Genomic DNA, 25,668 nt, shown 5'->3' with positions numbered 1-25,668 from the left:
GGCATCCAAACAATACCCCCCATATATCCAACGCAGAGGAACGATCCCATGACCTCCATCACCACCAAGGACGGCGTACAGATTTTCTACAAGGACTGGGGCACGAAATCGGCCCAACCGATTGTCTTCCATCATGGTTGGCCGTTGAGCTCAGATGACTGGGATAACCAGATGCTGCACTTCGTCGGCAAAGGCTTCCGCGTCATCGCCCATGATCGACGCGGTCACGGTCGATCGAGCCAGGTAAGCGACGGCCACGATATGGATCACTACGCGGCCGATGTCGCTGCGTTGGTCGAACATCTCGATCTGCGCAATGCGATTCACATCGGACATTCAACCGGCGGCGGCGAAGCGACACGGTATGTCGCTCGTCACGGTAAGGGCCGCGTAGCCAAGCTCGTGATCATCGGCGCAGTGCCGCCGTTGATGCTGAAAACCGCTGCCAATCCCGGAGGCTTGCCCATCGAGGCGTTCGATAACCTGCGCAGCCAGCTTGCAGCCAACAGGTCGCAATTCTACCTCGATTTCTCGGGCGGTCCGTTCTACGGATACAATCGTCCTGGAGCAGAACCGTCGCAGGCGATCATTCAAAACTGGTGGCGCCAAGGCATGATGGGCAGCGCAAAAGCGCACCACGACGGCATCAAGGCCTTCTCGGAGACGGATTTCAGCGAGGACCTGAAGAGCATCGCTGTGCCAACGCTCGTCCTGCACGGCGACGATGATCAGATCGTGCCTATCGCGGATTCCGCTCTTCTGTCCGCGAAACTTCTGAAAAACAGCACACTCAAAATCTACGAGAAGCTACCTCACGGCATGTGCACGACCCACGCCGACATCATCAATGCCGAGATTTTGTCCTTCATAAAGGCGTAGATTTTTCGCTTCACCGACCGCGTCACCGAAAGCCAAGCTCAGTCGCTCTCAAAGTGCGGCAACGGTGACGCGCGTCTGTTCCACCAAACGTTTCATTAAATGGGCCTGTTTGTCTAATACGCTAATGGGCAAACGGAGGAGCTTGACGATGAATAACGGGGACCGCGAAATGAAAGGCTCCGATCTGCTAGTGGCAGCCCTCGAAAACGAGGGCGTCGACCGCATCTTTGGCGTCCCCGGCGAGGAGAACCTCGACGTCGTCGAGAGCTTGCGCAAGTCTTCCATCGAGCTGGTCGTCACGCGTCACGAGCAGCCCGCCGCCTTCATGGCAGCGACCCACGGGCGCCTCACAGGGAGGCCTGGTGTCGCCCTCAGCACTTTGGGGCCCGGAGCCCTGAATCTCTCGACAGGGGCTGCCTATGGGCTCCTGGGAGGCATGCCGATGGTCCTGATCACTGGCCAGAAGGCGATCCACGCCAGCCGGCAGGCGCACTTCCAGATCGTGGATGTCGTTGCGAGCATGAAGCCGCTCACGAAATTGTCGCAGCAGATCGTAAGTGCGTCTTCCATCGCAACCGTCGTCCGGAACGCTTTCCGGATTGCGATGGAGGAGCGTCCTGGACCCGTGCACTTGGAGCTTCCGGAAGATGTCGCGGCGGAGAAGGTGTCCGGCGTTTCGGTCGTCCCGGTCCACCCGATCGATCTCCCGGCGCCCTCGATGGACGCCGTCCGGAAGGCGGCCGAGCTCATCCTCTCGGCGAAATGCCCGTTGCTCATGTTCGGTGCCGGTGCCAGCAGGCCCAGGCTGGCGCCCGCGCTCTCTGAATTCGTCCGCCGGGTGAAGATCCCATTCTTCAACACGCAGATGGGGAAGGGGGCCGTCGGCGGGGCGTCCGACTACTATGTCGGCACGGCGGCGCTGAGCGAACGCGACTACGTCCATCGCGCGATCGACTGCGCCGACCTGATCATCACCATCGGCCACGACACCATCGAAAAGCCGCCATTCATCATGGGGCGTGGCCGCCATCAGGTGCTCCACATCGGCTTCACGCCAGCGACGGTCGAGGAGGTTTACTACCCGCAAGCTGAACTTATCGGCGACATCGCGAAAGGTCTCGACATGTTGGCTACCGAGACCGAAGGGAAGCTCAAGCAGACCACGCAGTGGGACGGCGTGCGCGCGGATATCCTGCGCCATATCGGCGACCGGGCCAACGAAGACCGCTTTCCGCTGACCCCGCAGCGGATCGTCCACGACGTCCGCCAGGTCATGCCACCCGACGGCATCGTCGCGTTGGACAACGGGATGTACAAGATATGGTTCGCGCGTAACTACCGCACGGACGTCGCCAACACGCTGCTGCTCGACAATGCGCTTGCGACGATGGGAGCGGGGCTTCCGTCCGGCATGATGGCGGCGTTGCTGAATCCGAAGCGCCGTGTGCTCGTTGTCGCCGGCGACGGCGGTTTTATGATGAATTCGCAGGAACTGGAGACCGCGCAGCGTCTGAAGCTCGATCTCGTCGTACTCGTCATCGAGGATCACGCCTACGGGATGATCAGGTGGAAGCAGGCCGTCGACGGCTTCGCCGATGCGGGGATGACTTTCCGCAATCCGGATTTCGTTGCCTACGCGCAGTCCTACGGTGCCCAGGGTCATCGCGTGACAGAGGCGGGCGGTCTGGCGCCGACACTGGAGAAGGCCTTCGCGGCTGGTGGCCTCCACCTCGTGGTGGTGCCGGTGGACTACAGCGAGAATGTTCGCGTTTTGGTGGACGAACTGGCCGACATGCAGCACTAATCCGAAAAGGATTTGCCGATACGCGAGGTCGCCTTCCTCGTCACGGTGACCACGCGAAGATTGACCCAGAACGGACTTGGTCAGCCGGTCGATGAGGCGACGAAAACCGCCAACTGAGCATCGAAAGCGCGCTCGTATATCGGCAATAACAGCTACGATCTCGCGATCGAGCGCCGCGCAGCCGGCAAGATCGATGCTGGGGCCTTCGGGCGCCCGTTCATCGCCAATCCAGACCCGGTCGAGCGACTACGAAGAGGTGTGCCGCTGACCCCATGCGCCCCGCGAGTCCTACTACGGCGGCACGCATCGCCAATTATGCTGCCGTTCCGCCGGCGTTGCGTACCAAACACTGGCTTTTCGGAGACACAGGCGGGGTTCGCCTGAGGCGTTTTCTTTCTTGCTTATGCCGTCGGTTCGCCGATCTTCGCCGGCGTGCATGTCGAGATGATCGCTGCGGGGAAGGTGCTGACCTTCAACATCCTCAACGAGGCCAACAAGCCGCTCCCGGCCAGCGGCTTTTCCGGCGCCGTGCTGCGGACCTCCGGAAACGACCGCGAGACGCTGCCGCTCGTCATCTCCGGGACTGCATTGAAAGCCGAAGCGAAGGGCGACATCGTCAAGGGCGCTTCGGTGACCGTCGCGCTGAAAACGGCCGTCGGCATTGGCCGGCCTTACGTGTGGGGCCTGGCGTCGTTCGGCGAGGCCGGCGTGGACCGGGTGCTGCAGATCCTGGACGATGAGTTCATCACGATCATGCGGCAGGTGGGGGCGCTGGACATCACCCACATCACGCGGCGCTGCGTCACCAGCGCCTAGCCGTGCCGACCTCTGGTGAATGAAGCGCGCCTCGTGCCTGGATCATGGCCGTCGAGGGTTTGACCGCGCACTGCGTCGAGAGACAGGTGCGCTGGATTACGCTACGCGAAGGCGCCGCCTATTAGCGCGCTACACTCGTAGTATCGGGCAGAATCCGAATAAGCTTTTCGAGAAATTCAATTCTTAGAATTTCAGTCCAGTTTATGTCGTTGTCTTCATTGTACTCGTAATATCCTGCATATTCGTCTAAATGCAAGATAGTTGAAGATGAACTGATGCTTAGGTTGATTTGTTTGATGAAGGCAACGAGATAATCGCTCTCAAATGACATGCTAAGGGTAGCCTCTGTCGGCGTAGCAAGGTTTTTCTCCAAGCCTGTTAAGTCCACTCCCAAATATTTTGAGACAGCTTTCAGCGCGCATAGCTGATTTAGACTAAGTATCGTAGGCGAGAGCGTGCGGTAAATGCCTATCTCCCGTATCGGCTTGATTGCCAAAATAGCGGCAACTAGCGCTGCGGCGGAGTGTGTTCGCGTATCGACATTCGAAGAACGAGCGCTTTGATGAGCATCTTTCAGAAGACCTGCTGCGGCCGCTGTTGCAGTAGACGTGCTGAAAAGATTATTTTTGAACGGCTCCACTGGCAGTGCAGTCTCCGCGATGGTCGCCGCAGTCGCGGCGCAAATCGAAGCTGCCTGATCTTCAAGATCGATGTAATCTGCTGAACTCAAAGCATGGGCTTGTTGTTCTTGAGCTCCGATAGTTTTGTTATCCAGCTTAACTTCAGAGAAGCGGCGTCGCGCAGCAGGGCTGCTCAATCCAAATCTCTTACGAACTTGCTCGACTGAATTGCAGTCTTGAACGAGGTCTGTGGGGGCCAAAAATTCGGCAGCAAATATATGTGCTTGCTGCTCAATAGTAGCGTTCTTCTCTTCCAGTTTCTTTCGAAACGGCTTGCCCGGATGCTGCATGAGTACATGGCCGAGCTCATGCATAAATGTCCAGCGCGAGCGAGCTTCTCCGCGTAGGAGGCCCTCGCGCACACCGTGTCTCAGCTTAATGAGCCACTCATTCGGATATGCACGTGCTTCGGCTTCAAGGAGATGGGAGTCGGGAACTATTCGCAGCTTTAGCCTTGGAAAAATTTTTGAAAGTGCTTCGAATAAATGCAAGACATTGATCGTCGGTCGATCATGAATGTCTAAAAATTTTCGGATCAGCCGCGCCCGTTGCGCTATTTGCGCTGGCGTCAGATGCTCGTCTACGGATCGCTTATCGTACGGCATGTGGCTTTCTTTCCCAGCACGCTTTCGAATCGAATCACAAGCTAATGCTAGGAAAAAATCTGCAGTTGGCTACTATATATTGATGTGTATCCACTGAATTTGTTGGAGTTTTGTGCTGCTCGCGAGGGGGCAAGTAGAGGTATCCCCTAGGCTACGGTTGGTCGCTGGGATAGCTGGACCAGTCGCACGATCCGCACGTGGAATAGTAGTCGCCATTCTCCCCGATCGCGATATCAAAGTGTGTTCTCAGGTCTCGTGAGCCGCACCGCGGGCATGTTTCGATATTGTCCGTCTTACGGCGAACCAAGAGTTGGACGATGTGGCCAATGAGAGTGTCGCACGAATGCATGCAAATCGACGTGGCCGCGGAATTGGCGTCGCGGTCATGAGCAAGCCAATTGGCGAGTTGCCAAGTTTCCTTGGCCAGTGCCTTCATGTAATGCCGCAGTTGTTTGTTTGATGAGCTTGGCAAGAGTGCGTTCATCAAGAGGTCACACCAGCCTATGAAATCTGCTTCTTTAGGATGGAGTTGGTCAGAAATTTCGATGTGGCGGCGAATCGTCGACATCAAAGACATTAAACATTCGCGTAGTTGAAGCCCGATAGATTGAAACTCTTCCGGTTCGACGCAGAGATCAAAGCGGTCCTTTATTTGTTGCTGCCGTCGCCATATTTCGTCGAAAGGCGCGTGATCGTCTTCAAGACCGCGAGCGTTGTTCTCGCGCATTCGCAGCATCAGTCCAATGTGAAATGATAGTGTGTAGTCTAGGCTAGGAAAATGCTTCTGAGAGTAGAGATTGGTGAGATTGCCAATCACCCACCATCTGTTTGTATCGGTTACGACATCCCAAATGTCGTACCTCTCGCCCATGACTATTTCATCTTTTATCTTCTCAACGTGTTGGACAATCTCATCTCGGGTCTGGCTTTCGACGTACGCAGCGATGTCGCTCTCCAAAGAGGGATCGCGATTTGGGCTATAACGTTGGACTTCTTCGGCAGGGATGGGATGCGTATGGGAGCAGTCGTCGTTGGACAGGCGGTCGGTTTCTTGTTCCGGCATGGGGTGCTTCCGAATTTCGCGTTGGGCTGGTTCGTCAGTTCCACCGGTACGAATAGAGAAAAGGGCCGCTCTAATAGAGCAGCCCTTTGAATGTTCTCTCTTAGAGTATCACGAACACCCCGTCGTGCTGCCATAATTCCATTACGGGGACACATGGATTTCGGCGGGAAATCAATGGGGTAGTGCGCGGCATATGCCAAAATATCTGCCAGAAGCATATGAGCCTTGATTGATCGCCTGCGCCAGTGATCTGACCGGACCAAGCTTTGTGAGAAAGTGAGCTTGGAAAGGAGCTTTGGTCATGCCGAAGAAGAGGTTCAATGCGGAGCAGATCGTGGTTCTGCTACGCCAGATTGAAGTGTTGATGTCACAGGGGAAGGCCGCGCCGGTGGCCTGCCGGGAAGCCGAATTTCGCAGCAGAGTGATTATCGCTGGCGAAATGAATACGGTGGTCTTGAGCTCGATCAGGCGAAGCGGATGAAGGATCTGGAGCGGGAGAATATCCGCCTCAAGCGCCTCGTTGCCGATTTATCGCTGGAGAAGCAGGTGCTCAAGGACGTTGCCTCGGGAAACTTATAAGCCCCGAACGGCGCCGGCAGGCGGTCGAGGGCATTCGAGGGAAATACGGTCTCTCCGAACGCCAGGCCTGCCGGATCGTCGGCCAGCACCGCGGGACACAGCGATACGCCACCATCGTTCGATCTGATGAGGATGCGTTGACGAGAGCGATTATCTCTCTCGCGTCCCAATATGGGCGATATGGCTATCGTCGGATCACGTCGCTGCTGGTCGATGCCGGCTGGCACGTCGGATGTGATCGGGTCCAGAGGATTTGGCGCCGTGAGGGGCTAAAGGTACCCAGGAAGCAGAAGCGCGGGGGCGACTCTGGCTCAACGACGGATCCTGCATCCGTTTGAGGCCGCAGCATCGCAATCATGTCTGGAGCTACGACTTCGTCGAGGCGCAGACCCTCGATGGGCGCAAGCTGCGGCTGATGACTTTGATCGACGAGTTCACCTGGGAATGTTTGGCAATCAAGGTGGCTCGCCGGATCAACAGCTTCGGTGTCATCGAGACGATGGCCGACGTAATGCTTGCCAAAGGTGTTCCTGAACACATCCGGTCGGACAACGGCGCGGAGATGGCGGCTAAGGTCGTGCGTAACTGGTTCGCAAAGTTCGGAGCAAAGACGCTCTATATTGCGCCCGGCAGCCCATGGGAAAACGGCTACTGCGAGTCCTTCAACGGCAAGCTGCGCGACGATTGCCTGAACGGTGAAATCTTCTACAGCCTGAAGGAGGCCACTGTCGTCATCGAGCAGTGGCGCAAGCACTTCAACACGATCCGCCCGCACTCATCTCTGCATTACCGGCCGCCGGCACCGCAAACATCGGCGCCGACACTGCAGCATCTGGATCGGAGCGCAACGATGCAGTAGTCTCTATCACGCTGGTCCAAAATATTCGTCAGGTCACCAGTGAAAGGCCGTGCGCCATCTCCAACGTGTCACGCGAGGCGCCTCAGTCCCGCACAGGATTGTTCTGCCTATGCCGGCTGATGGGTATTACATTTGCTGGCTGATGCCTCAACTCAGTGATCTGAGCTTCCAACTCTTCGATCTTGCGGTGGGCTACTGTCAAATCTGAGAGGGTGGCAGCGTGTTGAATTTCGGCCTCAGCGTATGCTTGCATTAAGGCGATAACTTCGGGGCTACGGTGGCGGTTGCTTCGGGGAAGGGACTGCCGAAAGACGACACGAGATCGCTTCGAGAGAACTCCAATGCGATTAAGTCGCTCGATAGCCTTTTCCTTGAGGCTCTCAATCCCGCTGCGGTTCTTTGCAAGATATGAGGAATTCAGGCCCGCCAGACGTAGAACGGCAGCCATTGTCAATTTGCCGGATGTCGTTAGGGGGTACACGCCGTCGTTGTCTTGTACAGACCTCTCAATCTCTTCAATCACAGCGAAGAGACGTGTTTCACCGTCGTGTCGATTGGGACCTCTCATTTGGCTGGATAGTCCCTTTGCAACCAAACCTGTTGAAGGTGCGGATGAGCATTTAAAATGCGAGCCCGCACAGAATCCCATCTCTTGAGGTTTGCGCGGATTTCTCCGTCCAACCTCGCAACAAGCATGTTGTTTCCGTCAGCGAGCGCGGCCGCCCTTTCGATGACGAGGTATTCGAGGGATTCCTCGCAATCGCGCTCCGCCCTTGCCGTCTCAAGACGATGGTCACAAGACGTGCGGCATGCACCGGGATCTGGCGCTCCGCGCCCGCGCGTACAAGGTCCAAATTGACCATCCGCCTTCGTACATAGCACTCCGGGCCTTACAACCGACCACGTTCTGCCGTTGAACGTCAGTATCTCGATTAGCTCGCGCATATTTGTTGCCGAGAAGTCGATTTCTCCTCGGCTGAGAGCCAGAGATTGTAGACTTGCTTCGAGGGTGTTCGCAGCTGGGCCGGACGTCTCACCGGATATGTTCTGGGATACGACCTCTTCCATCATCGCATGAGACGCTTCCTCTGCTACCTTTAGTGCGAGTTCAACGATATCGGGATTGGAGCAGAGGTAGGTAAGAGTTGACTCAATGTTGTCATGGCCAAATAGGTCCTGCAGTATCTGAGGCGAAGATGTAAGAGTTATTGCGATCAGTTGAGCCATCGTGTGTCTCCATCTATGAATGTGGGGGGCATCATCGCCTGTAAGGTCGCTGAGGCCCATAAATTCTACAGCCGCTGTCAGAGGCCCTGTCATTTCATGTAGGGGCGTGCCAGTGTCCTCTCCTTTGAAGAGCATCACCCAAAGATGATCAGTTCCGGGCTGTCTCAGCGAAGAAGATAAAGTCTGTTGCAACCTAACGCCGCGTACAGCGATCGGATGCAGCGGCCAGTCACGCCGCGTTCCTTCATGATGGCTGGAGAATTTGAACACGCGCGAGTGGAAACGGTCGTTACTGAGTTGCTGCGGCGTATCCTTTGCGCCGAGAATCTCACTCGAGCGAGCGCCAGTACAGAAAGCGACTATGCCTGCGATAACCGATTGGATGAGCCCAATAACTCGATTGAGCCCGCGCGTATCGATCGGCGGCCAGTCAGTGGTTGCCGCATCGCGGTAATGCAGTACGAAGGGAAGTTCGAAAATCGGTTCGCCCGTTTTGTCGGTCCAGACGAAATCGGCAATCCGTGCAGCCCTCATCTTGCTTATCGTCGGATGAGCCGATGACATTCCAAGCGCTCGTGGAATCTCTCTCAGCTCAAGCCAGAGACGTATTGCATCCTCCGCGATGTTCTCGATTATCCATATGCTGCGGCTAATAAATTCGGTCGTGAAGATATCGGAGAAGGGCTGCCAATTTCTCTCTAAGCTCGGAGTTAGCTGTACCAGCTCTTTCGCACCGATCTCTATTCGTTCGACTGTTGGTTCACTGTGTGCGGTCTCAGGCTCATCGTAGTGGCGTGGCCAATCCGAGATGACACCACGTTCTCCTGCGTCAATTAGCCGATTGATTATTCTGAAGAGGTTCGTTCGTTCCACCTTACTTGGTGACAACGCTGGGATAACCTCATCATGCATCACTTGCCTGGTAAATCTCTCAAAGACGGACGTGTCGCAAGAATTTGGGTGGTCAAAATCCCATCGAGCAAGGTTCAGCAGAGTTCGGGAATAGCCGAGCCAAGTGGATGGTGCATAGCTGCGAACTCCGTTCATGGTCATTCCGGGAAGCCATAACGCCAGTAGGGCGCGGCGAATGGACTCGTCACGCGATGAGGCAAGCGCAGAATTCGTCGGCACACCGGCGCAACTTGGATCGATTGTGCGAGCCGAAAGCCGCCGCCTCTCGCCGGCCGGGGGCCAAGAATCGGGCATGATTAGGAACTCGGAGCCAAGAGGGCATCCAGGAAATAGCTCGACCAATCGAAGGTCGGACCAGGGGATTGCGGCAATTTCCGAGAAGTTTCCGAGGCATGAGAATGTATACTTGCGCCAATCGGAGTAAGTGGGAATTTTAATAGGAGGGGTAAGTATCATGAACTCTAAGTTCTCCCGAGCGAAAGCGGGTAATCCAGCTATCGATGCGATCTTGGACCTCGCTGGCCGGAAATAGCTTCAGCGTTTCCGCTAATGATATCAGCTCGTCGGCGAAGCTTGATCCGCTCCACGCAGCGAAAGGTATTGTCCGTTGTATGTGGACGAGCTCAGCGTATGCCCTTGTGAGCAGATCAATGCTATCCGCAAAGATAACACCGTGCGGACAACCAGTGCACCGCTGGACGCGGCAGAGCGTACCATCGACATGATCGGGAGCGATGTTGCGGGGAGGTGTGTATGGGGCGAGGCAAGCGGCACCGACTCGAGTGCGCTGTCGGAGGTCGAGTAAGCGACGCTCCTGCTCATCAGATATTTGCCCGTTCTGGACTAACAGTCTTAGGCGTGTAGGATCAACAAGTCGTCCCGCCGAGATCTCGTCGAATACTGCATTGTATAGTTTCCGAGCGGAAATCTCGCTCAACGCGCGATATCGCATAGACTTCAGATAGTGCTTTAAGGTCTTTGGGCTCTTATGAAATGCGGCAAGTTGAGCGATTAGAACATGATATCCGCTCTGAACGTAGGCGTACTGAATCCAGGTGTCGCGCGGTGATGAGGATGTAATGGTATCTAGTTCAGGATACTCTTCAACAAGATCATTACGACGTGCCACCTCGCGGATAATTGCATTAAGTGTGGAGGTGGGACCAGTAACGGCGGAAACACCGCCAAGGCGTTTTGACTGATGCAGCCAGGGACTTCGAATTATTGCCATCAGTTCGGCGATCCGTGCTGCCAATTTGGGCGTTGGCTCCGCGGCTTGCTTGTTGCGCGCTTGTTCTAGTTCATATCGCGCCGTTGCCCGCAGCGTCGATGTGATCTCCAGCGCGTACCGGATAATCTGATGAGGGTGAAACTCTGGAATTGCCAACGAGAAGGCGATTTGACGCCGCTTAGAGCGAGCTTTCATGGCGTGAATAATGACAAACTTCTGATTGGTAGGGTGTGCCTCACACCAATTCCGCTCCTCCGAAACGTCTAGTGCCAATGCCGTGGATAGATTCCAGCCGGTTCCGATCAAGAAGAGCCACAACAAGAGCGCGATATCACTGAGCGTGGGATGAAACCATCGAAGAGCTCCACTCCAGCCAACCGCACCGCGTTTCCCAACAAGCGGAGAAAGATACGAAGGGCCTTGCCCCTGATGTGCGTAGAGGGCGCGATAGACTCCGCGAGCCGATAACTCGTCCTTACTTAACAGGCGTAACGTAGAGGATTGTGCGGCCAGAAATGCCCGGTTTTCGGGCTTCGACCAGTGGAGTGGGGGTTCGTCATCATCAGGCATGGCGCCTGCTCGCGCGAGTTGTAAGCCCTCTCGATGCATGCGCTTAAGTTCGCGGCATTCTGCTTTCACCGCTTTGTAAAGTGCGCGCGCAGCTCCAGGAGACATAGGTTCCTCGGCGGCGATTACGTCCGGGCGTCGAGCCGGCCAGAATAGGGGTGGCATGCTGTAGTGGCTGCGCATGGCGTCTACAACAGCCTTAACGGAACGATAGTTAAACGGCTTGTCCGGGCCAATCCATTCGTGGATGCTGTAACCGTGCGCATCAGTTAGGTCCGCGAGTTGTCGAACGGGTGGTCCTCCGGATGCTTCGTCCTGGTCTAAAAATCGGAACAGCTCTCGCAACCCCGCCCGATATCGCTTCGTCGTCGTCTTGGGGAAGTTCTCACTCTGGATCATTCGGGCTAACTGTCGAGCGAAGGTAGGTCGCCCATTGAAGTCTCCTCGCCAGAGTCGCTTTACTCGTTCGTTTTTTTCAATGTATCGTCCACCAGTCGCGAATTCACGAAGATCGATCGCGTATCGAGAGCCGTCAGAGAACGTCACGAAGAAGCTCAGGTCGTCCTCCGACGGTGTGATTGAAGCTACATGGCTCATTCGCCTGCCTCGTCGTTCAGATAACGGTGCCATCCAGCGGCGTAATCCGAGATGCCAGCCGTTGCTACTAACCACCTCAGGTAGATCTGAGTTGTCTCTTCAGAGATGTGACCGAACTGCTTCTTCAGAAGCATGAGCCAGTGCCGTCCGCGATCGTAAATCCATTCAGGGCCCTTGGTTTTCAGTGAGGAATGCGAAGCCTGTGCTTCGCTCTCTAGAGCGTAAAGTACGAGGAAGACAGCATATGCGTGCCGTCCTTTGTGCGTGGTCCAGCGATCTGGGCGCGGCTCCACTTCTCGAAAACAACGCCAGATCGTCTGACCAGACAGGGGGGTGCCGGCATGCATTCCGGAGTCGGACAGAAACATGAGATCGATACGCCGTCCTGTGCGCTTGTAGTAGCGGTAGGCGTAAGTATTGCGCTTCTTGCGCCACGCTTGGACCTGCATCGCAAACGCCAAAGGAACTCTGATTTGACGGGGCCTTCCGCCTTTGGTGCCATGTTTGAGTGTCATGTGAACGAATGCACTGTTCTGTTGGATTGCCTTTGCGATGCGTTCGTCGCTAGGCCAGTCTGAGACCTTTAAGTTGGATACTTCGGACTTACGAGCACCAGTTTCTAGAACGAAGCGGCAGGCGAGCCACTTTGCTTCTCCCCGGATAGTCAGAACAGACTTGAGCCAGGCAGCGATCTGTGCCGCCGTGGGGAAGTGGGTTGGATCGTCTTCGTACAGAGCTTCGCGTGATCGACCGAGCCGGATAAGAAAGGTGCGTCGTCTACCGTTGATAATTCGATCGACAGTTTTGGTCTCGTAGTGAAATGATGGGCGAAGACCGTTCAGAGATGCCCACCGAAGAAAGTGCGTAACTTCATCTGCGCGTCTGTTAGCGGTTTTCGGGGTGACGCTTTTTCCGGCCGTTCCAAGCGAACGAAGTTGGCTGTTCTGATACTCGAGAACGTCCTCGTAACTGGCGGTCATCCAGCAGCAATCTGTCGCGGAACCCCAGTTAAAGAAGTGGCATAAGCGATATGCAACAGCACGTAGAGTCGCAGGGCGTGGATAGTCGTGTAGTTCACCGGCGGGTGAGTACTGCCGCGTCGCCCGCTCGCGGAGATATCGTGACGGGACGCGTAAGTATTCATAGCGATCATTGAAAAGAACTGGTGCGTTCTTCCAACGGCCAAAGCCGCGTTTCGTCATCTCGTCTGGATCTGGAATGAATACTTTTTGCATATGCAGAAGCTATGTGCTTGCAGGGCCCGCCTAGCGGTAACCAACTGGGATCGCTAATAAGGTCTCGCTGATGGTATAAAGTGTGTCCGCGTGGCAACTGCCTTGGCGCATCACGTCTTTGGCAATGCCTTCCCATAGGAGCCGCCTCTCGACCCACGCCGCTGATTGCCCATCATGCGTCTGATCTCAGCAGGAACCGCGGTCTCTACGGTGGCGTCGTCTAATATCGTGCCTCCGAACTTTTCGCGTCCAGTAAGTCGACCGACGATTTTCACTCGCCCCTCTCGGATCGCAGAGATCAGATGATCAATTCGGAAGTTCTTTCGATTTGGTGTGTCGGCTAGAAGTGAGCAGCCATCCGGCAACTCAGGAAAGTACGGAGGGTCGCCGACTAGGGTATCGACCCACGTCTCGACGTCAGCCCGACGGAAAACATATCGATGCTTATCGCCATGCTTTCCTCCCTGCATCCAAACAGGTATGTCCAGCTCGTCACGCATCCTCAATGCCATTCTAAGTCCGATGCCTAATAGCGGAGCTAATCCGGCGAAGGGAATTGAATTCGCGTACTCCTCTCGTAGTTGGTTGATGTCTTCGTTCGACACATGGACCATTGTTCGCAGCCCAGGGCGGACAGTGAGCATCCCCTTAGCAATAAGCATTGACTTTAGTGTATTGCGATTTACGCCGATTGCTCCCGCTGCTTCCGAGAGGTTCGACGCGGAGGCTGTTCGAGGCGTCCGACACGATTGCGGTCGATATTTCCAAGGGTCGTGTGACACAGTATCTCCGAAAGTTGTTGCTTAGCGCCGTAAAAATTAATCTGGGCGAGTGCGAGTATGCAAGTGATCACGGTGAGACGTGTTCGTTCTCGTGATCACGCATCGGGTATTTGCTATTACGATACTGCAGGTAGCTTCAAGAGGAAAATCTCTTGGAGGCAAAGGGGAGGTGAAGGGCAGAGTTTGTCTCGCGCCACACACCCAAGGATTCGTTTGTTGATTGGGTGAAGAGACGCAGAGGAGGGAAATGCGACTTCATTGAGTAGCGGAGATCGGATCAGAAGCGCGTATTGATAGTAGAGGAGAGATCACGTTTGGCTCGTCAGGGACGGGCGATGAGCAGTGCAAGGAGTAACTCACTCGTTGAGAGATAGACGTGGCATCCGTCCTCGTCTTGAGAGAAAACTACAGAAAGCGACTGTTCGGTACCAACGTTGAGTCCTTATTGGATTGAAGGACTCGTAGGAACTGAGAAGTGGAGGTGCAAAGGACACGTTGCATAGGTTGTGCTTGAGGTATGCAAGAATATGGTGGGGACAGATTGGGCGATTGAGGCGGCCGTCCTGTCCATCGAAACCAGGGCGACCGAAAATGCTTTGCAGTCTCTCGATATCAGCCAACCGGAATTCACGTGATCCGATGAATCACGGGAGTTTGCACCGGCGGCGAGCATCGAAGGCATCCCCGGCCAATCGATAGAAGGCGCGCGTTCTCCTAACCCGTAGCTCTGCCCTTCCGGGCGGCGTGACCGTGATATTGAAATCCTGATGCTTGAGAACATTTCTCGATACTGGGCGCAGGTGTCCTTGGCCGCGTTAGCAATTGCAGCAAGTTTCAATATCGGCGACTTCGGTCGAATAGGTATGCATTCAATTGGTGTCGTCGATCTGAGTAACGTCGTCTATTCGTTTGCCTCAGTGTTCGGCTTCCTGACCGCGTGGATGGTCTTCTTCTCAGTCATAATGTTGAGAGACTTGACCAGTTTGCTAGGCGGCCCCAGCGCCGCATGATCCTCGGGCTTCCATGATGCCGTGAAGGGACGCGTGCAGCGGGAAGGCGAAAGCCTCTCCGCTGCCGCATGGGTGAGGCGATGAATTCCATCATACTGCACGTCCTCCGGCGGATAAGCGTCCTTCTTAGCCTTATCGGTATCACCGAGACTTTTCAGGTCATACCCGTTGGTGTTCAACAACTGGACGAACTCGTCCATTGAGGGGTTCAGCTTGTCGGCATGAGGCCTAGTTTCTCTCTAGCCTTGATGCGGGCAACGGAAGTGCCTCAAAGTTCTGGCAGTCCTTCCTGGCCACGTCGTCTAACTTCAAAAGATTAGCCGCGTCGGGCAGGTGGATGGTCCAAGAACGCTCAGTTGACGCCTTAAGCGCGCGAGCCAGGCAGTAAACGCGGGCTCTAACATCCTGCTGACGCGATCGATCGGCCGCGAAGTTTCGTATAGCGCGCTCCAGGTTGACCATGGCGTATTCGACGGCTCCATCCTCAACCATAGACAGCTTGCTCCAGTAGAACCGATAAAATTCGCCTTTTGCGTTGGAATAAACGTCACTTCCTTGCTCGGCTGTAGCCAGTAACCCCCTTAAACTTCTTAGCCACTGTCGTCTTCGTAGCGGTCTTCTTTTTCGCGGCGGCGGCTTTCTTCGGGGCAGCTTTCTTGGCCTTCTTAATGGCCATGAACTCACCGGACGTCTTGTCCCGCTTCGTCCAGGTCGATGCCCCGCCCATGGTTGTCTTGGTCTGACTCCGCTTTTTCACGGCGCCTTTGCGGGCATTGTCGCCCGTCGGTTTGTTGGTCGCCATTAGGATGGTGTTCTCGAAACCGCCGGTGTCCGGGTCCCCGGCAAGAAACTCGTGTTGAGGGAAGGCGGCGTCCAACTCTGCAATGGCGCGTTCGACAGCAGCCGAAGACGCGTCAGGCGTGAGCGTGAAGATGAGCGTGGTCATTGCGCCTCGGTCATATCCCTAGGTCGCCCGGAACGTTTCCAGATGCAATAAGCGCCTCGAGGTCGTGGGCCATCTTTTGGTATTCGTCGGCAAGCTGCGCGAATGCGTTCCTTTTAACCGGGTTCGTGGCAAGCTGGCTGATAAGAAGGCAATCTTCCGCGTCCGCACGCAGCTTTTCCAGCCTCTGTTTGAAGTCCTGCATGCTACTCCTCGATATGGGCTCGTATTGCCGCCTTGGCCTTTCGAATACCGCGTGCCTTGTTTTGCACCGCCGTGGCCGGCCGTCTGAGGGCGGCAGCGGCCCGCGTCACCGTTGCGCCGCCATCTGCAAGAATAATCAATCGAGCAATGTCTTCTGGTGTCCAGGTCTTGTTAATCGGGCGTCTTGCCATGACAACACCCCAAGCAATCTTCCGATACCCTCTCTCGGTGAGCTTCACCTGATCGTCGACGACCTCGGCCAGGCCCATCTCAAGGAGTTCACTCAGCTGATCTTCGGTAATCGGCGACATCTTTAGCCGGTTGGCGTAGATGTCGCGAAGCGTCCAGTCGAGATCAATATCGTCTTTCCAGTTTCTCATCGTCACCACAGTCATTCTAAGTCGACCAACGGCGTTCCGCATCCCGCCCGTCAGTAAGAGCCGTCCTTTGGCTCCTCGTGCGTCTGAAGGATCAGCACTACGCCGAAGAGAAAGATGCCCAAAGTCATAAAATCGAAAAGATGGTCCTGCATCCCGCCATTTTACCCGATGGCGGGGAGGGCGTCACCGCGAGAGGCGTGTTGTTCTCGCCAGAGTGCTGAAGCCTTAGAAAATAACGGGGGGATCCGCGCGCTCAGCTCCAGTTCAGGAAGGAACAGGTAAGTGGTGACTGGGGCTTTTTGAATACAGGAAATACCAGATGAAGTTAAAGTTGGCTATTTTCGGGCTGCTCGCTCTAGCAGGCACGGCAGCATCAGGAGCGGCATCGGCGATGCCGCTCGGTCTGGCAACCGGCGCAGGTGTCGGACATAACACTGAGCAGGTGAGGCTAGTTTGCGACCGCTTCGGACGTTGCTTCCGCACCCCCGGTTATGCGCCCCGATACGGATACGGTCCACGGTATGGATACGGTCCACGCTATGGCGGGTGGGACCGGGGCTGGCGTGGCGGGCGCCGCTGGTAAATCATATCAGGGGCCGCGTTTACGCGGCTCCTATCGTTTTTGGGCTCCAGCCGCGACCACTTAACGATCATGCTCACGAGTGCGGAGGGGCTGGCTGCTCCATCCAGTGCGTTCGGCTATAGAGGGCATCCTTATGTGGATCGCACCAACCGAAGGCGTCATCCCAAATCATCACAAATGGCAAATACTCTTCGGCCATGTTGCAACCGAGCAGCGTTCGATCTTTTGGGGTAAAGCATTAAGGGAGCGTTCCCGTTGTTAGGTCGGTCAACCACCTCCCAAGGAAAACCGCACCTCGATCAGCCGTTGTTTCAACGAAGCCGCCGACGATGAAGGGGCGCAAAGTGGAGTAGTCACCTTTGCGATCGAAGAAGCTGTCGCAGGATGTCCCACCCGTTGAGACTATAAATTGGTCTCCGACCTTGGTCCCCTTAATAGGGGTCACGACCCGGACGGTCGCTTCAGGAGACCATTGCGTATCAATATTATGCGCAGGTGCGTTGACGGCAACGATCTCTACCTGGGCTGCCACGGAGTGGCGATCGTAATCAGGGCGGAAGGCTAGTAAGAAGCGTGTCGGTGTTCCTTTTCGGATCGCGGCATGCGTTAGCCGGCTGCAATGTTGCGGCGAAGACAGCGGTTGCGATGACAAGCATTCTCATAACCACGATTTCCTCGTTCATTAGTCGTGAGTGCGCGGGACGGGGCCCGTCTGGTCCTGCGCGGGTTTAAAAGCGCGTCGCCGGTCTGTCATCGTTGACGTCTTGCTAAAAAACACAGTTAGCGAAACGTAAAGGGGAAATTTAACGAATCTCGCCGAAGCTGCGCCCAATCTTGATGCGGGGTTCGAGTGGGGTACATGACCAGAGTATCTGTTGTCGTCGCTTCTCTGCTGCTTGGCGCAAGCCAGGCGGTCGCTGCGGATTTGCCGGAATACGGTCAGCCTTATCCCCTCGCGGTTTGGACATGGGCCGGACCTTATCTCGGCGTCCATATCGGCGGCGGATTGGGACAATCCAGATTTATAGATAGCAATGGCCCTTCCGTTTATGGCGGCGATGTCAGAACGCCGACGGCTTTGGGAGGCGCGCAGGTAGGCTTTAATTTTCAGCCGACTCGGAATCTGGTGCTCGGCGTCGAGGCCGATATTAGCGCAGTCAGCTCCAACGGCACCAATACGTGCCTTGCGTCATCCGGCTATTTCCTATCGGCCAATTGCCGCGTGCGGCAGAACGCGCTGGGCACCGTTACAGGGCGCGTTGGCTTGGCGACTGGCGAGGCCGGACGCACCTTGCTCTATGCCAAAGGTGGCGTCGCCTGGCTCAATCAGCAGATTGATATCAATACCAACCCGATCGACCTCTCGACTGGCACAAAGAACAGCCAATGGGGCTGGACCGCAGGCGTCGGCATCGAACGGGCGGTGGCGCCAGCTTGGTCGGTGAAGGTAGAATACGACTATGCCGGTTTCAACAGCTTCGGCATGTCGACGCCCGGCAGCTATTTCCAGCCGTTTCCGCCCTTTGCGCTGTATGGGACGACGCCGCCAGGCAGCACCAGCGTTTCGCAGAACATCCAGACTGTCAAAGTCGGGCTGAACATGAAGTTCGGCGGCGAAACCGATGCGCGGTGGGACGATGCCGAGAACATGCATCTGCGCGGCTCCCAAAGTGTTGAAGATCCGAGCATGCGCGGCGACATCGAGATCGGCGGACGCGTCTGGTATTCGTCGGGTCGTTTTCAGAAGGATCTCGGTGCAGGCACCGATCCGGCACAGCAGAACATCCTGAACTCGCGACTCACTTATGAGAGTCCGGCGGTCTCTGGCGAAGTGTTCGGTCGTGTCGATGGCCTGGCCGATTTCTTCCTCAAGGGCTTCATCGGCGGCGGCAAGTTGCTAAGCGGCAAGATGAACGACGAGGATTGGATGCCCGGCTACGGTGTTCCCTATTCGAACACGGTGTCGGACCCCGTGCAGGGCAGTATCGCCTATGCTACGGTCGATGTCGGCTATGCGTTTATCCGCGGCCCGGGAGTCAATGTGGGCCCGTTCATCGGCTACAATTATTATCGTGAGAACAAATCGGCCTATGGCTGCACGCAGATCGCCAATGCGACCGTCGCGGCACCTTGTGTGCCGGCGATCCCTGGATCGACGCTGGCGATCACGGAGGACGATACGTGGCATTCGTTACGAGTCGGCCTTAACGGGGTCGTCATGCTGAACGATCGGCTGAAACTCACCGGCGATGCGGCCTATCTGCCTTATGTTCGCTTTTCGGGCGTCGACGACCACGTGTTGCGCAACGCATATGATACCCGTTCGCCGGAGAGCGGCGAAGGCAGGGGCGTGCAGCTGGAAACGATCCTCTCATATTATGTGACGCCGTCATTATCCGTCGGTGCAGGCGCGCGCTATTGGGCGATGTGGGCCACGGAGGATGCCAAGACCAATTTCTTCGGCACGCCATGTCCGTGTCAGACCCTGCCGGCCCGCACCGAGCGCTATGGCGGCTTCCTGCAAGCGGCCTATTCGTTTAATACCGACTAAGAGCAATCCCAGTATTTCTCCACCATGATGTACGCTATCAAGATGGCGAAACACATGAGACAAAAGACTGCTAGCCGACCGTCGGGGATTGGTCAGGGGCGCGGCTGCATTCCTACGAGGTTGCCGACAATTGCGCTGCCGCATACGAGAACCCCGAGTCCCGCGAGCGTTACCAATATCATCGACAAGCCGAGCTCATCATGGCCGCCTTGGTAAAATTGCAACGCTGCGATGAAGGCAAATAAGCAAACGGCTAGCATAACCGCCTCAACAAGGATCTTCAACCAAACCCACCTTGCGGATAAGCGTGACGCTGCAAGCTTCGATCCGTAGCCCGCTAGAAGGGCGATCGGTACCAAGAAAATAAGCGCTCCGACGATAGTAGGCATCTTGAATTCTTCACCTTGGTCACCGGCCCTCATTGGGGCGGTCGCCGTTTGGTTGCTTGGACCGGGCGTCGCCTCGATGCGGATCTATCGTGCCGGATCTGTATCGCTCTGCCGGAGCGGGCTGGCTCTATCTTCGCCAGACCGCTTCCACACCCAACAGAGTCCTGCGCATGACGCTAATCCCCCCAGCAGCATTGGCCAAACCAGAACTGCCGCCGTGTGGTAGGCTTCGATATCGACCCGCCCCAGCCAAAGTTTAGAGTGGATAAACATACAGATGATCGCAAAGATCACGTCGAGAATAGCGAAAAGAACCGCTGCTGCGATCAGCAATGCAACTCTCCTAAGAATACTCATCGACATGTCGGGCTTTTTCAATATTACAATCGGCCGGAAAGGTCTCGTTCTTTGGTCAGCAGAGCAAGAGCATGGGAAGTCCCGGTGAATCCTAACGTGTTCCAGATGCTTGCCGGCCTTTTCGCCGCGCCGCTGCTCTGGCTCGCGTGGGGCTTTCTTAGCGGCACGTTCGATGGTCGAGATTTCCCGGCTGCCATCGGATGGATCATTCTGCCTTTTGGATCGCTAACGGGATTGTTCCTCTGGTTGGGCCGCGCTCGAAACGCGAGGCAGAATCCTGACTCACCATAGCCTGAGCTTTGGTCTGTGATCGCTGCGCCGTATCTCGCCGCAGAAGGCGCGAGCGACTTCAGGCTGCGGCGCCACGACGTTGGCGATGATACACTTAACGGCCATTTTGCTCTTCGCTCGTCGGTCAGAAGCGATGCACAGTCTGACTAGTTCGGGCGATTGACTTTTATACTGGCGGTCTCAGCCGACAGTTCCCGCAGGGCGGACTCTGCTTCTTTTTGCATATCATCCAAGCTGCATCCGAATGTGACTGGCAACGACACTGCTTTCTCAGGTGTATCGTCCCATGCAAGAGTGACGAGCGAGCGCCGTCGCGAGAGATCATGAGTGACTGCTGCAATCGTTACAGTTTTAGGCATCTAAACTCCGTTATTGGACGCGCGCTGAGGTCTCCTATAGTGAGCGAACAGTTCTGATTAGGCAACGCGCCTTATTCGTGTGCTCGGCACCAGGCTGCACGGTCTCCGACTGGCAGAATGACCTGTGGTACGCTTGGGGACACTTCATGTCGTTCTTTACTACATTCCACCACGCCCCGAGCGGCCTTCGCCAATGATGAAGTGGTGCCGTTTAAGAGGAAGCGGGAATGACGTTCATTGAAAAGGCCATGGCCATGACCGGCGACCAATCGAGAAAACTGAAAATTGGCGCCCGCGTCCATTGGAAGAACGACGCAGGCGACGTCGGCATCGTTACTGAGAACACCTGGAGCGGTGTGGTCATCAATTGGGACAATCGCGGACCTCAGGCGATCATGCACAACGATATGGCCGATGTATCGCTCGACCCTTGAGCTCAAAACTGTGGAACGCTCCTCTTGGGTAGGGGAGTGCGCCAAGTGTTACACCGAACGATCCGTATGATGTTCAAGAGGTCTAGCCCGGCCGTTGGCACTGGAATAGCTATCCCGGTAATCGCACCGTCCAGGGACCGGTCAAGTTTCGCTCACGCGAGCTTGCCGCAAAGCCTGCCGAAATCAATGATGGGATCGAGCGAACGCGGCGACAGGCTGCAAAAGGCGCCAACTCTCGGTTCACAAGCGGTACTTAGCGAACCAGTCGGCGCCCGCCCGGAAAGCACTTGTAGTCCGGCCCATGCTCTTGTTTGCATGAGGTGTGCATATCGGCCACGAAGAAGCCCGCCATAAGTACAATTAAAATCAGACACCCTATAGCTATCAAAGGATTCTTCATGAGAGGGGACCCGGCCGCGCTGGATTGAAAGTTTTCCGTCCGCTGAGGGGACTCGCGGTTCGGCGGGGCGGGTTCCTTAGGGGGCAGCCACAACCAGCCAAAGGCTTCCAGGAGGCTGGCAAGGACAACCGTCGCGCCGGGGCCGAGCAAGTAAACGCCTAAGCTTAGGGTGACCAGCACGGCGAAAACGATAGTCGCCGCGGTTCTAAAGCTACCCCATCGATCTTCGTACCGAAGCAACAATGCAATCATCGCGACCCCTGAGTGTTGCCGCTATCCTAACTAGCCCGCTAACATTCGCAACTGAGCTACTGGTGGTTGAAGGGGCAAGACCGTTTTGGGCGCAACGGAGGGCGGCAGCGGGAAGTCCGGCGGTGCAAAAGAAGCCCCGCCGGAGCGGGGCAGTTTGTGGACGTCCCGGGAGACTGAAGACTATCCGGCTCGGCAATCCCGAACCTCAGTCCTCGTTCCAAGGGTTTCGAGCCCCAGCACACAAAGCGAAAGCCCCGTCGGGGGAACGGGGCTCTCTACTGTCTTGGGGGACATATGGGCGTTGGGCCGCCCACGCTGAGTAGACGTCGGGCCGCGGGAAAGGTTCAGCCCTGCGACGAAATGGCTTTATGGATGGGCGACGGGTGCCATCCAGGCTCAGGTCTCAGTGTCACCCCGTGTCTTAGCCGCAAGGCACTTTGATGCCCATCGGGCGGGGGCTCGGGGTCTAAGGTTCGCCGAAGGCGGACGGGCGTCCGATAAATCAGTTTGCTTTGCCGAGAACCCGGCCCGGTCGCGAGCGCCGTCTCGGGCGTGATGGAAAGCTGGTCTGCCCTTTGGCGATACCCGGCAGACAGGGACTTCAGTCGGTCAATAGTCAGGTTATCGCCGACTGCGCGAGCAAGCCGGTCGGCTCTCTCTGCCTTACCGCGCAGATCCCAATGCAGTTCTGTTTTAGTTCTGATTTCATTTTGTCTTTTGAGTTTGGCCGGGAACATCCTGTCGTGTGGCCAGCGAAAAGGGACCGTGCTGGCGTCGGTTCGAATAAATTAACCATGAGATTGTAGGCTTAATTGCTGCGAGACATGTCTTGCCTGCTCGGAAACGAAGGAGACTGACCCTCATGCTAGAATTGAGAGTGAGCGACCCGGCTGACGTCCGACGAGCAAAAATGGCTCAGTATACGAACCGATCTGGCTCGATATGTCTGAACGGCAACGCGCTATTTGGGACGGTGATTTCGGTAATGTCAGACGTTGCAGATCGTGACATCCGCATCGTCAAGTTCTTGCCCATTGTGCAGCGGGCAGAGAGTCCACGCGCCCGGTCGAGGGTGCAGTACTGACGTCAGCGCTTTAGCATTTCACGCCTTGTTAGCTCGTAGGTACTAGGCTGCCCCTTTTAAGGCATTTCAGCCATGGTCACCGAAGAGCACCGGAAGGAGCATCGCGTTGTTTTCGCTCGCGGCTTCAACGTCTGGATTATGGGCATTGACGGAACTTGGCGGCGCGAATGCATCATGAAGGATGTATCGGAAACTGGCGCTCAACTCATAACCAAGACTTCCATTGGTGGTCTCAATCTCAAAGAGTTCTTCCTGCTCCTTTCGACCACCGGACTCGCATTTCGTCGTTGTGAGTTGGCTTGGGTGAATGGCGACCAACTTGGCGTCAATTTTCTACGGCCGGGTAAAAAGACTGCACGACCGGTTGATAGACCGGACGCTTGAGATTGCTGACGGAGCTAGTGCTGGGGGACTTCGTGAATTAACGTCGTCGCAGCCATAGCGCTAAAGTAGGCTTGAACTCGCTTCCCGGTTGCGAGATGATCGCAAAAAGGGGAGAGAATCGATGGGGATTTCAGCCAAGGTGTCTGCGCGCATAGCGATGCAGATGAAGCGCTATCAGGGCATTTTGCTGGCGATCCAAAAGCGCGACGTTAGCGAGGCTGACACCGTCACCGTCATCAATGACATCCTGTCCGATGTCTGCGGCTACGATAAATATCATCAGGTCACGAGCCAGTACGCGATACGCGGAACATTCGTAGACCTCGCCGTAAAAGTCGATGAGGACATTCGCTTCTTAATCGAAGTGAAGGCCATCGGAATCGATCTCAAAGATATTCACGTCAAGCAAGCTATCGACTATGCGGCAAACCAAGGCATAGAGTGGGTCATACTCACGAATGGCGCGGTATGGCGGGTCTATAAAGTTCACTTCGGACAGCCCATCGAGAAAATTCTGGTGTGTGAGGTTGACGTTCTTACTTCCAGTGCAAAGAGCGACGAAGTGATCGAGTGCTTCGGAAATCTTAGTAGAGAAGGCTTCTCGAAGAGTACCATGGCGGAACTGCTTCACCAGAAGCAGGTCACAAACAAGTTCACGGTCGCCGCAGTGCTGCTTTCAGATGAAGTGCTAGATGGACTTCGAAAAGAAATCAGACGGCTCGGCTCGGGCGTTCGGGTCGATATAGAATACTTACGCGCTCTGCTGTCATCAGAGATAATCAAGCGTGACCTGATTGATGGTGATGAGGCAAAGGCTGCAATACAGAATGTGAAGAAACTGCAGCGCGCCGCTTCACGTAAAAAGACTTCGCCGAAGGAAGCCGAGGAAATTCTGATCGTTGCTCCCGTGGGAGACGGTAGTTCGTCTCTGCCTCGTTCTATCGTTGAGACGAGCTAGGCCCGTGTATCCTACGAACTTCGATCCCAGACATCTCCGAACGCCGGAGGGAATCCAGGGCCATCGGTCCGGGATGCGATCGCCGGTCAGATCGCATCCCGGGTTCGGGCGATCATGTCTCTCGACGCGGACAACGACGGCAAAGTCTCGTTGCTTGAAGCCGCCAAATCGGCGAAGCCGAACCGCAGCGGCGGTTTCTCCGCGCGTGCGCAGCAACTCCTCGAACTCGACGCGACCTCCTCAGGCGTCGTCACACTTGCCGCCTACGAGGCGATGGGCGCGAAACTATTCCAACTGATCGATACCGACCGTGATGGCGTCGTTTCCCAGCAAGAGATGAGCGACTACCGTACACGAGCCGAGCGAGCAGGCTGCGAGATGCCGATGGCATCCGAGAAAGCGCGGGTCATCCTGTTCGGTTCGTACGAGACCGAGACATTGTCGAATGTAACCTTGGGATCGCAGGACAACGTCGTCCATACCGGGCGCGTCAACATCGAACCCGGCGCGGACCCGGTATACGTCGTCTTGACGAGCCACGCTCCGACAATCTGGCAATTCACCGGCGCGACGGAGCGCGTCGAGCGGGTCGTCGTGGCCAGTCAGTCCACGGGGCCGAATAGAAGCGACCCCGGGCAGCGTCCTCTTGCTGGCGTGACGGGTCTCGGCAAAGAACGCGTAACGTTCTTCAATCGGCCCAATTGCCTGCCATATTTCTACGAGGTGCCATCCGCAGGCTCTTTCCAGTCCGTCGGCACCGTGAGAACGGGCACCGGCAAGACCCCAGAGGTGACGTCAGCCGTCTACGAGGTAAGGTCGTTTGCCGCGCCCTCCGGCGCGTTTATCTCAGTGAAGAAGGATAAAAACGCCGAACCTGTTGGGCCCGCCAGCGAGACCATCACGAACGCTCCGAACAGCGAAGCAAAGAGCGACCTTTTCAGATTCTCGCCCGGCGGCGTCGTGGATATCGATCCACAGGCCGTGGTCGGCAGTGCCCCGGCCCAGAAGTACGAGGTGATGCCGCAACAGGCCGGGCTGGTGCAGTTGCTCTCGTCCGGTGCGCTGGTGCGTGCGAAGGGCGGTGAGTACATCGTCAAACAGAAGACCAGATTTCCGTCCGGCTTGCACGGTGCTCATTCCGTCACGTTCCTGCTCCCGACCGGTGTCCCTTATCCAGAAGGAGATCCGGGACATTCATGCGTGGTGATTGAAGAAACCGGTCTCACAAAGGGCGCTGGTTGCCGCTGAAATTC

At 56.1% G+C, this 25,668-nt stretch carries 17 protein-coding genes and 1 pseudogene; 9 read left to right on the top strand and 9 right to left on the bottom strand.

All coding sequences use genetic code 11. The annotated features are described in order from the left end of the window. The first annotated feature begins 48 nt into the window (after positions 1-48). The 3 genes from AB7813_RS05650 (at position 49) to AB7813_RS05640 (ending at position 3,499) form a co-directional block, all read left to right on the top strand. Entirely contained in the window at positions 49-879 is an 831-nt protein-coding gene (locus tag AB7813_RS05650) for an alpha/beta fold hydrolase (protein WP_093758371.1), read from the top strand. Positions 880-1,027: 148 nt separating this feature from the next. Further along, positions 1,028-2,683, top strand: a complete 1,656-nt coding sequence (locus AB7813_RS05645) for an acetolactate synthase large subunit (protein WP_439083386.1) — start codon at positions 1,028-1,030, stop codon at positions 2,681-2,683. Positions 2,684-3,127: 444 nt separating this feature from the next. Further along, complete coding sequence (locus AB7813_RS05640; protein ID WP_439083387.1) at positions 3,128-3,499, top strand: alpha-hydroxy-acid oxidizing protein; 372 nt, start codon at positions 3,128-3,130, stop codon at positions 3,497-3,499. 121 nt (positions 3,500-3,620) lie between these two features. Here the strand turns inward: AB7813_RS05640 and AB7813_RS05635 are convergent, their stop codons facing one another. Together AB7813_RS05635 and AB7813_RS05630 are read right to left on the bottom strand one after the other, a co-directional pair. Further along, on the bottom strand, positions 3,621-4,784 hold the full coding sequence (locus AB7813_RS05635; protein WP_439083388.1) for an ImmA/IrrE family metallo-endopeptidase: 1,164 nt from the start codon (positions 4,782-4,784) through the stop codon (positions 3,621-3,623). 151 nt (positions 4,785-4,935) lie between these two features. Continuing rightward, entirely contained in the window at positions 4,936-5,847 is a 912-nt protein-coding gene (locus tag AB7813_RS05630) for a hypothetical protein (protein WP_439083389.1), read from the bottom strand. Positions 5,848-6,148: 301 nt separating this feature from the next. Here AB7813_RS05630 and AB7813_RS05625 point away from each other — a divergent pair. Further along, positions 6,149-7,285: pseudogene (locus AB7813_RS05625) on the top strand (IS3 family transposase). 564 nt (positions 7,286-7,849) lie between these two features. Here the strand turns inward: AB7813_RS05625 and AB7813_RS05620 are convergent. The 7 genes from AB7813_RS05620 to AB7813_RS05590 all read right to left on the bottom strand — a co-directional run bounded on the left by AB7813_RS05620 (position 7,850) and on the right by AB7813_RS05590 (position 16,388). Next, positions 7,850-9,559: an integrase gene (locus AB7813_RS05620; protein ID WP_441227957.1), complete on the bottom strand. Its 1,710-nt coding sequence runs from the start codon at positions 9,557-9,559 to the stop codon at positions 7,850-7,852. 298 nt (positions 9,560-9,857) lie between these two features. Further along, the gene (locus AB7813_RS05615; RefSeq protein ID WP_441227956.1) at positions 9,858-11,819 is read right to left on the bottom strand and encodes a hypothetical protein; all 1,962 of its coding nucleotides are present in this window, start codon (positions 11,817-11,819) and stop codon (positions 9,858-9,860) included. Next, the gene (locus AB7813_RS05610) at positions 11,816-12,799 is read right to left on the bottom strand and encodes a tyrosine-type recombinase/integrase (RefSeq protein WP_441227955.1); all 984 of its coding nucleotides are present in this window, start codon (positions 12,797-12,799) and stop codon (positions 11,816-11,818) included. Before AB7813_RS05610 ends, AB7813_RS05615 begins: the two co-directional genes overlap by 4 nt. A gap of 1,938 nt (positions 12,800-14,737) precedes the next feature. Beyond that, positions 14,738-15,046: a hypothetical protein gene (locus tag AB7813_RS05605; protein WP_441227954.1), complete on the bottom strand. Its 309-nt coding sequence runs from the start codon at positions 15,044-15,046 to the stop codon at positions 14,738-14,740. A 347-nt stretch (positions 15,047-15,393) separates the two neighbouring features. Continuing rightward, complete coding sequence (locus tag AB7813_RS05600) at positions 15,394-15,792, bottom strand: hypothetical protein (protein ID WP_441227953.1); 399 nt, start codon at positions 15,790-15,792, stop codon at positions 15,394-15,396. Positions 15,793-15,802: 10 nt separating this feature from the next. Beyond that, positions 15,803-15,994 (bottom strand): hypothetical protein, encoded by a 192-nt coding sequence (locus AB7813_RS05595; protein ID WP_439071653.1) that lies wholly within the window; start codon positions 15,992-15,994, stop codon positions 15,803-15,805. A 1-nt stretch (position 15,995) separates the two neighbouring features. Then, positions 15,996-16,388 (bottom strand): hypothetical protein, encoded by a 393-nt coding sequence (locus AB7813_RS05590; RefSeq protein ID WP_441227952.1) that lies wholly within the window; start codon positions 16,386-16,388, stop codon positions 15,996-15,998. 1,427 nt (positions 16,389-17,815) lie between these two features. On the opposite strand from AB7813_RS05590, the gene AB7813_RS05585 reads away from it, so the two are divergent. The 5 genes from AB7813_RS05585 to AB7813_RS05565 all read left to right on the top strand — a co-directional run bounded on the left by AB7813_RS05585 (position 17,816) and on the right by AB7813_RS05565 (position 25,663). Then, positions 17,816-19,507 carry an outer membrane beta-barrel protein gene (locus tag AB7813_RS05585; RefSeq protein WP_441227951.1) on the top strand — a complete coding sequence of 564 codons (1,692 nt, stop codon included), beginning with the start codon at positions 17,816-17,818 and terminating at the stop codon, positions 19,505-19,507. Positions 19,508-21,130: 1,623 nt separating this feature from the next. After that, positions 21,131-21,337 (top strand): hypothetical protein, encoded by a 207-nt coding sequence (locus AB7813_RS05580; protein ID WP_441227950.1) that lies wholly within the window; start codon positions 21,131-21,133, stop codon positions 21,335-21,337. A 1,808-nt stretch (positions 21,338-23,145) separates the two neighbouring features. Continuing rightward, on the top strand, positions 23,146-23,457 hold the full coding sequence (locus AB7813_RS05575; protein WP_184514749.1) for a PilZ domain-containing protein: 312 nt from the start codon (positions 23,146-23,148) through the stop codon (positions 23,455-23,457). Positions 23,458-23,578: 121 nt separating this feature from the next. Continuing rightward, positions 23,579-24,415, top strand: a complete 837-nt coding sequence (locus AB7813_RS05570) for a type I restriction enzyme HsdR N-terminal domain-containing protein (protein ID WP_441227949.1) — start codon at positions 23,579-23,581, stop codon at positions 24,413-24,415. Between the two features lie 114 nt (positions 24,416-24,529). After that, a complete protein-coding gene (locus tag AB7813_RS05565; protein WP_441227948.1) occupies positions 24,530-25,663 on the top strand; it encodes a hypothetical protein in 1,134 nt (377 codons plus the stop codon). Positions 25,664-25,668 lie beyond the last annotated feature (5 nt).

The sequence above is a fragment of the Tardiphaga sp. 20_F10_N6_6 genome, from assembly GCF_052076045.1.
Lineage (GTDB): Bacteria > Pseudomonadota > Alphaproteobacteria > Rhizobiales > Xanthobacteraceae > Tardiphaga > Tardiphaga robiniae.
Note: the sequence above shows the minus strand (reverse complement) of the source record. Positions and strands in the feature narration are given on the sequence as shown.